Here is a 13,166-nt window from a genome sequence, read left to right as displayed (position 1 = left end):
CCGCGACACTGGCATTCTGCGACGCGCGGCTGCGGATCAGCCGATTCGGACGGGGGCTTGCAATTGCACCGGCACGTCCGGATCAGTGACGGTCACTGGAGGACGCGCTTCGGCTTGGCGGCGCGGAAGCCGCCACCGACCTCCACGAGGACGGGGAGCTCGACGCCGAGCAGGCGGTCGAGCGACTCCACCGCCGTGCTGACGGTCTCCACCGCCGTGCGGGGCGAGACGCCGCGCCGGCAGGTGACGGCGACCTTGAGCGCCTGCGCCCGGTTCACGTCCCAGGCGGAGACCCGGACCGACGAGAACGCTTCGGTGTCGTCGAGCGCATCGCCGAGCGCGTTGGCCGCCACGTCCGTCTCGAGCACGATGTCGCCGTGCTCGACGGTCGCGCGATGCACGACGCCGGAACGGCCACGCCCCTGGCGCAGGACGAACGAGAGGAGCAGGGCCGCGACGAGCACGAGCAACACGATCCCGGCGATCGGGACGAGGATCGGGGCCGCCTGTCCGGCGTCCGCGCCTGGCGCAGCGGCGAACGGGTTCCAGGCGAACCAGCCGTCGATCGTGTCGAGCACGGCGGCACGGTTGTCGCGCCACCAGTCGGCGACGACGGGCACGGTGACGACGGCGAGCGCCGCCGCCCCGAGCACGACGAACACGAGTCCGATGAGGAGGATGAGCAGACGGTTCAGTCCGCGGTTGGTGGAGTTCACTGTCCGACCTTCCCGTTCGACGAGATGGAGGTGGTCGCCCGGAGCGACGGCTGCAGGCCGAACGCGTCGAGGTCTGCGGCGACGGCGCGGTCAACCTCGGACCGGTCGACGGGCATGCCGCTGGCGGGGGTGATCCGGATCGCGGCGCTCCGCCGGCCGACGGCCACGGAGGTGCCGTCAGGATGCGTGGCAGCCGTCGTCGAAGCGCGCTGCGCGAGGGCCGACGCGATGACCTCGTCGTCGACGACCGCGAGCACGCGCCCGGTCGACAACAGGTGGCGGTGCCGACGTCCCGGTCCGAGCGCGATCCCGATGAGGACCACCCCGAGCAGGAGCACGAGTGCCCCCGCGACACCGAGGATGACGGGTTGCGTCGTCGGCAGGCTGGCCGCGGCTCCCGGGATCTCACCCGGGGCGACGAGGAGCGCCCGGACGCCGATGAGGGCGAGCACCGTCTCCACGGCGATCCAGAGCGCGACGAGCACGAGCAGGACCGCGAGGAGGATCGCAGCGGTCGAGCGCGGCGAGTGCAGTTCGCGGCGAGCCAGGCGCCGGAGCACCCGCGTCGGACCGGCGACCGGGGTCGTGGCTGCGGTGGCGGTCATGAGACCCGTCCTTCCTGGTCGATCTCGAGTCCGCTCACGCGGATGGAGACGCGCGAGACGCTCGAACCGGACAACTGCTCGACGCGAGCAGCGATGGCACCGGTGGCGGCCGACACGCGCTCGACGATGGAGCCCCCGGAGCGCTGGAGCGCGTCGGGGGTGGCCGAGACGCGTGACAGTGGGATCGCACGCATCGGCGAGGTGACGATGAGCGCGAGTGCGCCCCGGTCGTCGGCGAGCTCGACCTTCACGCGTCCCGCCGGGACCCCGAGCGACTCGGCCGCGATGTTCACGGCGACGTGCTCGAGGGCCTTCGCGGTGATCCGCGTCCGGCCCGGCCCGCCGTGCGGGTGCACGACGGGAGCTTCGGCGACCGAGGGGACACCCCGGTCGAGGACGGCGGTGGTCATGACGAGACGCGCTTCCCGCGGACGGCGTCGACGATCGCGTTCAGGTCGGTCTGGCCGGTGACGATGCGGGCCACGAGGGCGCCGATCCCCATCGCGACCGCGACGAACACGAACGCCCAGAACCCGAAGGCCACCCAGCTGAGTGCGAGGACGGCACCGATCAGGATGCCGGTGTTGGTGGCGGTCACTGGACTCGCGCCTCGGCGTTCTGGTCCTCGTCGTCGGACGGGATGAAGACGTCGCTGACGGTCACGTTGACCTCGGTGACCTCCATGCCGACGAACTGCTCGATCGCGCGGATGATGGAGGCGCGGACCTCGCTCGCGACGGCCTGCAGGTCCACCGGGTAGTCGGCGACGATCACGACGTCGACGGCGACCTGGGTCTCGCCGACCTCGACGCGGATGCCCTGCGACAGGTCGGAGGAGCCGATGGCGTCGCGGATGGCACCGAAGGCACGGGCTGCGCCACCACCGAGGGCGTGCACGCCGCGGACCTCGCGGGCCGCGATGCCGGCGATCTTCGCGACCACGCCGTTGTCGATGACCGTCTTGCCGTGGGTGTTCGTCTGCGTGGCGGCGTTGTTCTCGCCGACGACACCCTTCGTGACGGTGGGCTTCGGGGAGTTGGTGGTGTTCGACATGGTGTTGCCCTTCCTGGTTCGTCTCGAGCGAGCGGTTGATCGCTTCGTTGGTGATAGGACGCAACCATCGCACCGATCGTCACGGTCGATCTCGAACCTCGTGAAGAGACCGCGAATCCGGCACCGCACCGTGACGAATCGGCGTCGGCCTCCGACGCCCATCCGAGGATCTGTTCGTCGCCGCGCGCCGCTAAGATTGGTGGGTCCGGCATCCCACCACTTCCTTTGGAGTCCTGCCCTCGTGACGACCACCACCCCCACCAGCTCCGCCGTCGCCGACACCGTCGAGAACGCCGTCGCGACACCGGACCGCGAGCAGCCCTACGGCGCCCTCGGCCTGAAGGCCGACGAGTACGCGAAGATCCGCGAGATCCTCGGCCGTCGTCCCACGAGCGGCGAGCTCGCCATGTACTCGGTCATGTGGAGCGAGCACTGCTCCTACAAGTCCAGCAAGATCTACCTGCGCCAGTTCGGCCAGAAGGTCACCGACGACATGAAGAAGAACCTCATGGTCGGCATGGGCGAGAACGCCGGCGTCATCGACGTCGGCGAGGGCTGGGCCGTGACCTTCAAGGTCGAGAGCCACAACCACCCCTCCTACATCGAGCCCTTCCAGGGTGCGGCCACGGGCGTCGGCGGCATCGTCCGCGACATCATCTCGATGGGCGCCCGACCGGTCGCCATCATGGACCAGCTCCGCTTCGGCGACATCGACCACCCCGACACCGCGCGCGTCGTGCACGGCGTCACCGCCGGCATCTCCTCCTACGGCAACTGCCTGGGCCTGCCGAACATCGGCGGCGAGACCTACTTCGACAAGGTGTACCAGGGCAACCCGCTCGTCAACGCCCTGTCGGTCGGCGTCCTGCGTCACGAGGACCTCCGCCTCGCCAACGCCTCGGGCGTCGGCAACAAGATCGTCCTCTTCGGTGCCCGCACCGGTGGCGACGGCATCGGTGGCGCCTCCATCCTCGCGTCCGACTCCTTCGACGCGAACGGCCCGACGAAGCGTCCGGCCGTCCAGGTCGGCGACCCGTTCGCCGAGAAGGTGCTCATCGAGTGCTGCCTCGAGCTCTACCGCGACAGCCTCGTCGAGGGCATCCAGGACCTCGGTGCCGCCGGCATCTCCTGCGCCACGAGTGAGCTCGCGGCCAACGGCGACGGCGGCATGTTCGTCGAGCTGTCGCACGTGCTGCTGCGCGACCCTTCGCTGACACCCGAGGAGATCCTCATGTCGGAGTCGCAGGAGCGCATGATGGCGGTCGTCGAGCCGGGCAAGCTCGACGCTTTCCTCGCCGTCACCGACAAGTGGGACGTCGAGACCTCGGTGCTCGGTGAGGTCACCGACACCGGCCGCCTCGTCATCAACTGGCACGGCGAGGAGATCGTCAACGTCGACCCCTCGACCGTCGCGGTCGACGGCCCGGTCTACGAGCGCCCGGTCGCCTACCCCACCTGGATCGACGCCCTGCAGGCCGACTCCGCGTCGGCCCTCCCCCGCACGGACGCCCCTGCCGAGCTGGAGCAGCAGTTCCGCTCACTCCTCGGCTCGGCGAACCTCGCCGACAAGAGCTGGATCACCAACCAGTACGACTACTACGTCATGGGCAACACGGCGCTGTCCTTCCCCGACGACGGCGGCATGATCCGTGTCGACGAGGAGTCCGGCCTCGGCTTCGCCATCGCGACCGACGCGAACGGCCGCTACTGCCAGCTCGACCCGCGCCAGGGCGCGCAGCTCGCGCTCGCCGAGGCCTACCGCAACGTCGCCGTCACCGGTGCCGTCCCGGCCGCCGTCACCGACTGCCTGAACTTCGGCTCGCCGGAGAACCCCGAGGTCATGTGGCAGTTCTCCGAGGCCGTCGCCGGCCTGTCGGACGCCTGCCTCGAGCTCGGCGTGCCGGTCACCGGCGGCAACGTGTCGTTCTACAACCAGACGGGCGACGTCCCGATCTTCCCGACGCCCGTCGTCGGCGTGCTCGGCGTGATCGACGACGTCGCGCGCCGCATCCCGAGCGGATGGCAGGACGAGGGCGACAACCTCTACCTCCTCGGCACCACGTCACTCGAGCTCGACGGCTCCGCCTGGGCCGGGACGATCCACGACCACCTCGGTGGCCTGCCGCCCAAGGTCGACCTCGCCGGCGAGAAGACGCTGGCCGAGCTGCTGCACGCCGCGGCCAAGGAGGGCCTCGTGTCCTCCGCCCACGACCTCTCCGACGGCGGTCTCGCCCAGGCGCTTGCGGAGAGCGTCATGCGCTTCGGCGTCGGTGCCCGGGTCTTCCTCGGCGAGCTGCTCACGCGCGACGGCGTCGACCTCGCGACGGCGCTCTTCTCCGAGTCCACCGGACGCGTCATCGTCTCGGTGCCGCGCGAAGACGACGTCAAGTTCCAGGGTCTGTGCGAGGGCCGCGGCTACCCGGTGCTCCGAATCGGCGTGACCGACGCCTCGGCCGTCGGCGACGCGACCGAGCCCGCCCTCGAGATCCAGGACGTCCTGACCATCCCGGTCTCCGAACTGCGTCGGGTGTCGAAGAGCGTGCTCCCCGAGCGGTTCGGCCCGGTCATCGGCTGAGCGACCCGCCTCCACAGCCCCTGCGCCCGACGGTGTGGGGGCTGTGTCGTTTCTGGATGGGGTTCGAGACGCCGGGTGGGCGGATACCCGAAACCCACCCACCCGACTCACCACCGGGCGCTCAGGCCAGGAACCCGAATGTCCTGACCGGCGTCTCCGGCAGTGGTGTCGCAAGCGACGACTTCAGCATATCAGCATTTGGAATGCTTCACGGAAGCGTCGCGGCCATGCCCCAGAGTCGTTCTACGGCCAGTTCCGCGGCGATCGCGTCCCCCTCCGCGACCGCGTCCCGGAGGATCGGGAAGTCCACTGCGAGTGACGGCCAATCGAGCCAGTCGGTGTCGGCGGTGACCTCGAGTTGCGGCGACAGCAGCGCGAGGGCATCGCGAGCGGTCGTGACCAGGATGCGATTCGGGCAGAGAGCGACGAGATGGTCCATGAGCGGCCACGAGAGCTCGGCGTAGGCGACCGGGTCCTGCAAGCCGATCACTCGCGACACCTGGTCCAGCTCGGCGACGAGCGCCGCTCGGTCGGCGTCCTCGAGGACGGGCACGGTCACCTGCGTCACACCGCCCAGCAGCGCCCCGAGCGTCTGGAACAGATGGATCCGCCGATGGCGGGGCCTGCTGGCCGTCGAGTCCGTCGACATGCGTCCCACCTTCCTGCCGCTCCGGGGTGCGCCCGTGCGCGCCAGGATAGCAAGGCTCGGCGCACCCGGCTGCACCTGTGCATCCGGCATGTTCACCAACACATGAGGCACAAAACTATCCAACACACCTTGGATATCGGTATTCTGAACTGGTCATATCCCAGCTCGACGATCGGAGTCCCATGCCTGTTCCCAAAACCGTCGAGACGAGCCCTCGGAAGCTCCTGCGCGACATCGTCTTCGAACAGCTCCTGACCGCCATCGAGGACGGCACCCTCGAGCCCGGCGAGCGCCTCAACGACGAAGAACTGGAGAAGTGGCTCGGCGTCTCGAGGACCCCGATCCGCGAAGCGATCAGCAAGCTCGCCGACATCGGACTGGTCGAGACCGCACCGCAGCGGTACACCCGCGTCGCGAAACCCACCGCCGAGCAGTACGCCGAAGCACTGCGCCTCCTGAACGGCTTCCACGAGCTCAGCGCACGCTGGAGCATCCCGCAGTTCACCGACGAGGACGTCGCGGCGTTCCGCGAGCTCGGCGACGCCGTGCTCGCGGACATCGAGGCGCGTGACAAGCACGTCCTCCGGTCGTCGTCCGCCTTCGCCGACTTCATGGTGGAGCGTTCGGGCAACTCGCTGCTGCAGCAGGTCGCCCGTCAGATGAACACCCGGGTGACCTACACCTCGCTGCCGACGATCGACTTCTTCCAGTGGGACATCTTCGCCGCCTACGTCACCGGGCTGGTCGCGGCCGCCGAGGCGCGCAGCGCCGAGGACGCCGAGCGCGTCATGCGCAAGCAGGCCGAGGCCACCGACGCCTTCCTCGAGCAGGTCATCGCCGCCGGTGGAGGACTGCCCGCCGCGAGCTAGTCGGCGAACGCTGTCGAACAGCGGAAGGTCACAGAGCCTGTCGAAGCGCCGACCGCCCTTCGACAGGCTCAGGGACCGGAACATTCCGCGGACACCTCGCCCGGTCACTGAGCCACACACTCCTCCCGGTCACTGAGCTACACACTCCTCCCGGTCACTGAGCTTGTCGAAGTGCCCACGAAAGACTTCCTGAGCCGCAGATCGTCACAGAGCCGCCTCCCGATCGGGAGGCGGCTCTGCACGTTGTACGGTGGACCGTCGGTCGCGTGACCGCGCATCATCTGGCGACGGACCCGATCGGAGCACTGCAGTGGGGATCCTCCTCTGGCTCTTCGACGCGACGTTCCGGGTCGGCGACCAGGTGGTCCTCTGGCGGGAGGTCGTCGGCAACCTGTTCGGCCTGGCGAGCGCCCTCGGCGGCATGCGTCGCCGCGCCTGGGCCTGGCCCGTCGGCATCATCGGCAACGCGCTCCTGCTGACCGTCTTCCTCGGCGCGGTGTTCCACACGCCGAACCCGACCAACCTGCTGGGACAGGCGGGCCGCCAGCTCATGTTCATCGTCGTGTCGATCTACGGCTGGGTGCAGTGGCGACGGGCTGAGCACGTCGAGGCGACGACCGGTCCGGTCGCCGTGATCCGGCCCCGCTGGGCCGGCTGGCGGGTACGGCTCGTCCTCGTCGGCCTCCTGCTCGGCGGCACGCTGCTCCTGATCCCCGTGTTCCGGGCACTCGGCTCCTACGAGCCGGTCTGGGCCGACGCCTGGATCTTCATGGGCTCCCTGCTCGCGACCTGGGGGATGGCGAAGCGCTGGGTGGAGTTCTGGCTCATCTGGGTCGCGGTCGACCTGGTCGGCGTGCCGCTCCTGTTCGGCGCCGGGTACTGGGTCTCGGCGTCGATGTACCTGTTCTACGGGGCGTTCACCCTCGCCGGCTTCTTCGTGTGGGCTCGCGGCGAGCGCGTCGTCACGGCGCGCTGAGCTGACGCCGGTGCATCCGTGTCCGGGCGGTGCGGCGGGAACGTGACCGTCACCACCAGCCCACCCTCCGACCGCGCGGTGAGCTCGAGCACAGCCCCGTGCACCTCGGCGAGGCTCTCCACGATGGCCAGTCCGAGCCCGCGAGACCGCTCCGGACCCCGCGCGACCCGGCCGCCGGCGCGGTAGAACGGTTCGGTGAGCCTCGCGACCACGTCCGCCGGGATCGACTCCCCGGAGTTCTCGACCCGGAGGACCACCGCGCCACCCGCCGGACCGCCCGACCGGCGCACCGAGACCCGCACGAAACCACCGTCGACGTTGTGTCGGACGGCGTTCTGCAGGAGGTTGCCGCACAGCTGGTGCAGCATGCCCTCGTCGCCCCAGACATCGAGGTCCTGCACCTCGGCCGTGCAGTCGATCCCGCGCTCTCGAGCCGCGGAGGCCGCGGCGACGCAGGCCTCGGAAGCCAGCTCTCCGAGTGCCACGCTCTCACCCCGCAGCTCCGAGTGCTCGAGGTCGGCGAGGTCGAGGACGGCCTCGACGGTCTGGATGCTGCGCGTGTTGGTCTCACGGAGCCGGGCGATGAGTCCCCTGACGGTCTCGTCGTCGAGGTCGTCGCTGGTCGCGGCGACGTCGAGCATCGCCTGGGTCGTCGCGAGCGGGGTGCGCAGCTCGTGCGAGGCATTCGCCGCGAACCGTTGGTGTGCGCGGAACGACCGGTCGAGCCGCTCGAGCATGTGGTCGAAGGTGTCGGAGAGGTCGGTGATCTCGTCCCGCGGGCCGGCGAGGGCGACCCGATGGTCGAATGACCCGGTCGCCGCCCGCTGCGCGGCCACGTTGATCTCGTGCAGCGGACGCAGCAGCCGGCCCGACAGGATCCAGCCGCCCCACGCGCTCGCCGCCGCGAGGACGACGAGCACGATGAGCGACCAGACGAGGAGCGTGTTCAGGATGTCGCTCTGGTCCGAGACGACGAGGGCCGCAGTACCGTTCGTCGAGGTCAACCCCTCAGCCGGCTGGTAGGTGGCCGCCCCGGCGACCTCGGTCGGCGCGGTCGCCCGCCAACGGGTCGCGCCGTCCATGGCCGCATCGGCCCGCACCGCGGTGATCGCGTACGTCGGGACGTACCGCATGAAGGCGTAGATGAGCGCGAGCATGATCGAGCCGGCGACGGTGAACAGCAGCGCGTACGTCAGCGTCAAGCGCATACGCACCGTCAAGCGGTTCGGGCGGCTGAGCAACCCCGCAGCGTCGGAACGCGGCATCAGTCGCCCTCGATCCGATAGCCCGCGCCCGGGACGGTCGTGATCACCCACGGCGAGCCGAGGCGTCGGCGGAGGTTGGAGATGGTCACGCGGATGGTGTTCGTGAACGGGTCGACGTTCTCGTCCCAGGCCTTCTCGAGGAGGGTCTCGGCGCTCACGACCCCTCCGTCGGCGAGCAGCAGCTGCTCGAGGACCGCGAACTCCTTCCGTGACAGCTTCACGTACACGCCGTCGCGGAAGACCTCCCGCCGGAACGGGTCGAGTCGCACCCCCGCGCGCTCCAGGACCGGTGGACGCGATTCCGCCGTCCGCCGGGCGAGCGCGCGGAGCCTGGCCACGAGCTCCGGGAACTCGAACGGCTTCACCAGGTAGTCGTCGGCGCCGAGGCCGAGGCCGGACACGGTGTCGTCGAGTCGACGTGCCGCCGTCAGCATCATGACGCGGACACCGGGATGCTCGGCGACCACCGTTCGACACACCTCGTCGCCGTGGGTGCCCGGCAGGTCCCGATCGAGCAGCAGGACGTCGTAGTCGTTGATCGTGAGCGCCTCGAGGGCTGCGTCGCCATCGTGGACGAGATCCGCGGCGATGGCCTCCTGTCGGAGACCGGCTCGGACCGCCTCGGCCAGGTAGACCTCGTCCTCGGCAACCAGGACGCGCATGATGTTCCTCTCGATGGGGTGTGGTGACACCGGGAGCGTACGGACGCCGATCGAGCAACCCCCGAGTGTCGGTTATCCATCGTGCCGTTCGGGACGTTCAGAGAACGTCAACGTTTTCCTTGACGCCCGGACAACGCGCCGCCGAGTGGACTGGTCGTCACCAGTCAGCCCCACCCACTGAGGAGTGCAGATGTCCGACATCACCATCACCCGTTCCGTCCGCCGTCCGGCCGGCAGACTCGCCGCCCTCATCGCGATCCCGTTCCTCATCGGATCGTTGGCGGCCTGCAGCTCGGGCTCGCCCGAGACCGTGGGCAAGACGCCCGAGGCCGAGCAGACCTTCGACGACTGGCAGATCGCCTTCGCGTCGTGCATGCGCGATGAGGGCGTCGACATGCCGGACCCGGAGCAGAGCGGATCGGGCGGCGCGTCGGTGACCCTCGGCGGAGAAGACTCCGGCGCGTTCCAGGCCGCCTCCGAGACGTGCATCGACCGGCTCGGTCCACCGCCCGCTCCGGCCGGCGGCTCGTCCTCCGTCGCCGACGCCTTCGAACAGCAGCTCGAGATGGCCGACTGCTTCCGCGAACACGGATACGACGTGTCCGACCCGGTCGAGGGCCAGGCCATGGAGATCCCCTCGGACATCACCGAAGAGGTGATGGAGGCCTGCGGTCTCGGAACGACGCCCGGCACCACCACCGGGTCCACCAGCCGATGAGACGACGACGCCCGCTCGTCGTCGCCGCGGTCTGCGTCGGCGCCGTCCTGCTCGCAGGCGGCGCCGTCGCAGCCGCGACGACCCTGATCCCCGCCCAGGGGACGAGCCAGGAGGAACCGCGCAGCAGCATCCGCACCGGCACCGCACCGATCACCGCCGGCGACCTGGCCGGCACGACGCAGGCGAGCGGCACCCTCGACTACGCGGACCAGCGCACCATCGGCGGCGGGACCGGCATCGTGACGAGCACCCCGGCCCCGGGAAGCACGGTCTCACTCGGTGGCACCCTGTACGCGGTCGCCAACGTCCCGGTGACCCTACTCCACGGGCCACTGCCCGCCTGGCGCACGTTCGAAGCCGGGATGGGCGACGGACCGGACGTCCAGCAGCTCGAACAGAGCCTCGCGGCGCTCGGGTACTTCGACCGCGAACCGGACGGCGAGTTCGCCGCGTCGACCGAACGCGCCATCGAGCGGTGGCAGAAAGCCCTCGGCGTCGAGGAGACCGGACGCCTGGAGCTCGGATCGGTCGTCTTCATGCCGGGCGACGTACGGATCGCATCGGTCGACGCCGCGGTCGGCACCACCGCCTCGGACAAGATCGTCACCGTCTCGTCCCTCGTGAAGCGCATCGACGTCCCGCTGAAGCTCGCCGATCAGCGGCTCGGCGTCGTCGGGACGAAGGTCGACGTCAACCTCCCCGGCGGACAGCGGACGACCGGCACGGTCACCGATGTCGGCGTCCCGACCGAATCGGATGCGGACGGGCAGAAGAAGGTCACGATCCCCGTCGGGATCACCCTGGACGACCCGGCGGCGGCAGCCGAGCTGCAGCGCGCGACCGTGACGGTCGGCTTCCCGACGGAACGACGCGAGAACGTCCTCTCCGTCCCGGTCCAAGCGCTCATCGCGATCGACGACGAGCGCTTCGGCGTCGAGGTCGTCGACGGGAAGGGGAAGCACCGGCAGGTCCCCGTCACGACGGGCCTGTTCGCCGACGGTCGCGTCGAGGTCTCGGGCGACGGCATCCGCGAAGGTCTCGACGTCGTGGTGCCGGTCTCATGACGGACACCACGACGGCATCGGCAGCCGCACTCACGCAGCCGGCCGGACCACCGATCATCCACCTCGACGGGGTCACCCGGGAGTACGGCGAGCCACCCACGCTCGCACTCGCGGGTGTCGACCTCACCGTCGAGGAGGGCGAGTTCGTCGCCATCGTGGGGCCCAGCGGATCGGGGAAGTCCACGATGCTCAACCTCATCGGGACACTCGACCGACCCACCAGTGGGACCGCCCGCATCGCGGGCTCGGACGTCGGACGCCTCTCGGACGCGAAGTTGTCGGCCCTGCGCGCCTACCGCATCGGCTTCGTCTTCCAGCAGTTCCACCTCGCCGACGGCGTGACCACGGTGGACAACGTCGCCGACGGCCTCATCTACGCCGGAGTACCGCGGGCCGAGCGCCGACGACGGGCGCACCTCGCCCTCGAACGCGTCGGACTCGGCCACCGTCTCGACCATCGACCCTCGCAGCTCTCGGGCGGTGAGCGGCAGCGCGTCGCCATCGCGCGCGCGGTCGTCGGAGACCCGCCCCTGCTGCTCGCCGACGAGCCGACGGGCAACCTCGACTCCGTCTCCGGCGCGAGCATCGTGGAGCTGCTGCACGAGCTCCACCGTGGCGGGACGACCATCGTCGTGATCACCCACGACGCCGAACTCGCAGCCCGACTGCCCCGTCAGGTGGCGATCCGCGACGGCCGCATCGTCGACGATTCAGGGAGGGCGGCATGAGCGACCGCAACGGAGGCACCGAGGACGACCGTCGATCACGACTGCTCGGTCGCGACATCCTCCGGCTCGGGACCACCGGGCTCCGCGCCCGCCCGACGCGCGCGGTGCTGTCGGCCCTGGGGATCGCGATCGGGATCGCCGCGATGATCGCCGTCGTCGGCATCTCCTCGTCCAGCCAGGCGAAACTGCAGGCGCAGCTCTCAGAGCTCGGGACGAACCTCCTGACCGTGCAGGCGGGCAAGAGCCTCTTCGGCCAGGACGCAGCCCTCCCGGAGAGCACCGTCGGCAAAGTCGGACTCATCGACGGTGTGGAACAGGTCGGCGGCGCTGCGACCATCGACGGCGCCTTCGTGTACCGGAGCAGCTTCATCGACCGGGCCCAGAGCGGCGGTCTCGCCGTGACGGCCGTGACGGCGAGACTGCTCGACGTCGTCGGCGGCACCCTGGCGGCCGGCGACTGGCTGAACCCGGCGACGAGCGGCTATCCCACCGTCGTACTGGGGTCGAAGGCCGCCGAGCGACTCGGCGTCGCCACCGTCGGCTCGGTCATCCAGGTGGGCGAGCAGCCGTTCACCGTCGTCGGCATCCTGGACCCGATCGACCTCGCGCCCGAGCTCGACACGAGCGCGATGATCGGCGAGGCCGTCGCCGCAGAACGCTTCGGCTACGACGGCAAACCCACGATGGTGTACGAACGGTCGACGGACGAGCGCGTCGGCGACGTCCGGGCGCTCCTCCCCCGCACCGTCAACCCGGCGGCACCCGAGGAGGTCGAGGTCTCCAGGCCGTCGGACGCCCTCGCCGCCAAGCAGGCTGCCGACCAGGCCTTCACCGGTCTCCTCCTCGGACTCGGTTCCGTCGCCCTGCTCGTCGGCGGCATCGGGGTGGCAAACACGATGGTCATCTCGGTCCTGGAACGCCGACGCGAGATCGGCCTCCGTCGCGCCCTCGGGGCCACGCGGGGCCACATCCGGTCCCAGTTCCTCACCGAGGCACTCCTCCTCTCCGCGCTCGGCGGGGTCGCGGGTGCCGCGCTCGGTACCGGCGTGACGAGCGTCGTCGCCGCGGTGAACGACTGGCCGACCGCCGTGCCGCCGGAGGTGCTGCTCGCGGGCGTCGGCGCGACCCTGGTGATCGGCGCGATCGCCGGCCTCTACCCGGCGATCCGCGCGGCCAGGACGCCACCGACCTCGGCCCTCAGCGGCTGAGTCGGGCCACCCCCGGACTGCTCCGACGCGGGCCCGCTCCAGGAGACCCTGGATCGGGCCCGCGCGGCCGGGTAGCGT

General features: G+C 70.2%; 15 protein-coding genes. 7 read left to right on the top strand and 8 right to left on the bottom strand.

From position 1 onward, the window contains the following. Positions 1-92: 92 nt before the first annotated feature. Genes ITJ66_RS05190 through ITJ66_RS05170 form a run of 5 tightly spaced genes read right to left on the bottom strand, consistent with a single transcriptional unit; the run spans position 93 to position 2,374 of the window. Positions 93-716 carry a hypothetical protein gene (locus ITJ66_RS05190; RefSeq protein ID WP_192018790.1) on the bottom strand — a complete coding sequence of 208 codons (624 nt, stop codon included), beginning with the start codon at positions 714-716 and terminating at the stop codon, positions 93-95. Then, entirely contained in the window at positions 713-1,321 is a 609-nt protein-coding gene (locus tag ITJ66_RS05185; RefSeq protein WP_192018791.1) for a DUF6286 domain-containing protein, read from the bottom strand. Before ITJ66_RS05185 ends, ITJ66_RS05190 begins: the two co-directional genes overlap by 4 nt. Further along, entirely contained in the window at positions 1,318-1,731 is a 414-nt protein-coding gene (locus ITJ66_RS05180; RefSeq protein ID WP_192018792.1) for a hypothetical protein, read from the bottom strand. Before ITJ66_RS05180 ends, ITJ66_RS05185 begins: the two co-directional genes overlap by 4 nt. Beyond that, on the bottom strand, positions 1,728-1,919 hold the full coding sequence (locus tag ITJ66_RS05175) for a DUF2273 domain-containing protein (protein WP_056008790.1): 192 nt from the start codon (positions 1,917-1,919) through the stop codon (positions 1,728-1,730). Before ITJ66_RS05175 ends, ITJ66_RS05180 begins: the two co-directional genes overlap by 4 nt. Beyond that, positions 1,916-2,374 (bottom strand): Asp23/Gls24 family envelope stress response protein, encoded by a 459-nt coding sequence (locus ITJ66_RS05170; RefSeq protein ID WP_079001390.1) that lies wholly within the window; start codon positions 2,372-2,374, stop codon positions 1,916-1,918. The genes ITJ66_RS05175 and ITJ66_RS05170 overlap by 4 nt, the downstream gene beginning before the upstream one ends. Positions 2,375-2,615: 241 nt before the next feature. On the opposite strand from ITJ66_RS05170, the gene purL reads away from it, so the two are divergent. Further along, the gene (gene purL / locus ITJ66_RS05165; RefSeq protein ID WP_194643835.1) at positions 2,616-4,949 is read left to right on the top strand and encodes a phosphoribosylformylglycinamidine synthase subunit PurL; all 2,334 of its coding nucleotides are present in this window, start codon (positions 2,616-2,618) and stop codon (positions 4,947-4,949) included. 208 nt (positions 4,950-5,157) lie between these two features. Here the strand turns inward: purL and ITJ66_RS05160 are convergent, their stop codons facing one another. Beyond that, the gene (locus ITJ66_RS05160) at positions 5,158-5,598 is read right to left on the bottom strand and encodes an FCD domain-containing protein (RefSeq protein WP_194643833.1); all 441 of its coding nucleotides are present in this window, start codon (positions 5,596-5,598) and stop codon (positions 5,158-5,160) included. Positions 5,599-5,780: 182 nt separating this feature from the next. On the opposite strand from ITJ66_RS05160, the gene ITJ66_RS05155 reads away from it, so the two are divergent. Beyond that, positions 5,781-6,467: a GntR family transcriptional regulator gene (locus ITJ66_RS05155; RefSeq protein WP_064294165.1), complete on the top strand. Its 687-nt coding sequence runs from the start codon at positions 5,781-5,783 to the stop codon at positions 6,465-6,467. 310 nt (positions 6,468-6,777) lie between these two features. Beyond that, positions 6,778-7,443, top strand: a complete 666-nt coding sequence (pnuC, locus tag ITJ66_RS05150; protein ID WP_137242344.1) for a nicotinamide riboside transporter PnuC — start codon at positions 6,778-6,780, stop codon at positions 7,441-7,443. Here pnuC and ITJ66_RS05145 read toward each other — a convergent pair. Both ITJ66_RS05145 and ITJ66_RS05140 read right to left on the bottom strand, forming a co-directional pair. After that, complete coding sequence (locus tag ITJ66_RS05145) at positions 7,374-8,708, bottom strand: cell wall metabolism sensor histidine kinase WalK (RefSeq protein WP_194643831.1); 1,335 nt, start codon at positions 8,706-8,708, stop codon at positions 7,374-7,376. The genes pnuC and ITJ66_RS05145 overlap by 70 nt on opposite strands. Beyond that, positions 8,708-9,370, bottom strand: a complete 663-nt coding sequence (locus ITJ66_RS05140) for a response regulator transcription factor (protein ID WP_191940464.1) — start codon at positions 9,368-9,370, stop codon at positions 8,708-8,710. The genes ITJ66_RS05145 and ITJ66_RS05140 overlap by 1 nt, the downstream gene beginning before the upstream one ends. Positions 9,371-9,560: 190 nt before the next feature. On the opposite strand from ITJ66_RS05140, the gene ITJ66_RS05135 reads away from it, so the two are divergent. From ITJ66_RS05135 to ITJ66_RS05120, 4 genes are read left to right on the top strand one after another with little or no spacing between them, the layout of a single operon-like run. Continuing rightward, positions 9,561-10,088 (top strand): hypothetical protein, encoded by a 528-nt coding sequence (locus ITJ66_RS05135; RefSeq protein ID WP_191940463.1) that lies wholly within the window; start codon positions 9,561-9,563, stop codon positions 10,086-10,088. Continuing rightward, positions 10,085-11,152: a peptidoglycan-binding protein gene (locus ITJ66_RS05130; protein ID WP_191940462.1), complete on the top strand. Its 1,068-nt coding sequence runs from the start codon at positions 10,085-10,087 to the stop codon at positions 11,150-11,152. The genes ITJ66_RS05135 and ITJ66_RS05130 overlap by 4 nt, the downstream gene beginning before the upstream one ends. Beyond that, on the top strand, positions 11,149-11,880 hold the full coding sequence (locus ITJ66_RS05125) for an ABC transporter ATP-binding protein (RefSeq protein ID WP_194643829.1): 732 nt from the start codon (positions 11,149-11,151) through the stop codon (positions 11,878-11,880). The genes ITJ66_RS05130 and ITJ66_RS05125 overlap by 4 nt, the downstream gene beginning before the upstream one ends. Continuing rightward, positions 11,877-13,088, top strand: coding sequence for an ABC transporter permease (locus ITJ66_RS05120; RefSeq protein ID WP_194643827.1), 1,212 nt, complete (start codon positions 11,877-11,879; stop codon positions 13,086-13,088). Before ITJ66_RS05125 ends, ITJ66_RS05120 begins: the two co-directional genes overlap by 4 nt. Positions 13,089-13,166 lie beyond the last annotated feature (78 nt).

The sequence above is a fragment of the Plantibacter sp. VKM Ac-2885 genome (assembly GCF_015351205.1).
In the GTDB taxonomy this organism is placed as follows: Bacteria; Actinomycetota; Actinomycetes; order Actinomycetales; family Microbacteriaceae; genus Plantibacter; species Plantibacter auratus.
This window is presented reverse-complemented; position numbering and strand designations above follow the sequence as displayed.

Excerpts from the sequence above, each read along its gene's own strand:
- ITJ66_RS05185 (WP_192018791.1), bottom strand. The coding sequence starts at position 1,321 with ATGACCGCCACCGCAGCCACGACCCCGGTCGCCGGTCCGACGCGGGTG.
- ITJ66_RS05180 (WP_192018792.1), bottom strand. The coding sequence starts at position 1,731 with ATGACCACCGCCGTCCTCGACCGGGGTGTCCCCTCGGTCGCCGAAGCT.
- ITJ66_RS05170 (WP_079001390.1), bottom strand. The coding sequence starts at position 2,374 with ATGTCGAACACCACCAACTCCCCGAAGCCCACCGTCACGAAGGGTGTC.
- ITJ66_RS05160 (WP_194643833.1), bottom strand. The coding sequence starts at position 5,598 with ATGTCGACGGACTCGACGGCCAGCAGGCCCCGCCATCGGCGGATCCAT.
- ITJ66_RS05155 (WP_064294165.1), top strand. The coding sequence starts at position 5,781 with ATGCCTGTTCCCAAAACCGTCGAGACGAGCCCTCGGAAGCTCCTGCGC.
- ITJ66_RS05145 (WP_194643831.1), bottom strand. The coding sequence starts at position 8,708 with ATGCCGCGTTCCGACGCTGCGGGGTTGCTCAGCCGCCCGAACCGCTTG.
- ITJ66_RS05140 (WP_191940464.1), bottom strand. The coding sequence starts at position 9,370 with ATGCGCGTCCTGGTTGCCGAGGACGAGGTCTACCTGGCCGAGGCGGTC.
- ITJ66_RS05135 (WP_191940463.1), top strand. The coding sequence starts at position 9,561 with ATGTCCGACATCACCATCACCCGTTCCGTCCGCCGTCCGGCCGGCAGA.
- ITJ66_RS05130 (WP_191940462.1), top strand. The coding sequence starts at position 10,085 with ATGAGACGACGACGCCCGCTCGTCGTCGCCGCGGTCTGCGTCGGCGCC.
- ITJ66_RS05125 (WP_194643829.1), top strand. The coding sequence starts at position 11,149 with ATGACGGACACCACGACGGCATCGGCAGCCGCACTCACGCAGCCGGCC.
- ITJ66_RS05120 (WP_194643827.1), top strand. The coding sequence starts at position 11,877 with ATGAGCGACCGCAACGGAGGCACCGAGGACGACCGTCGATCACGACTG.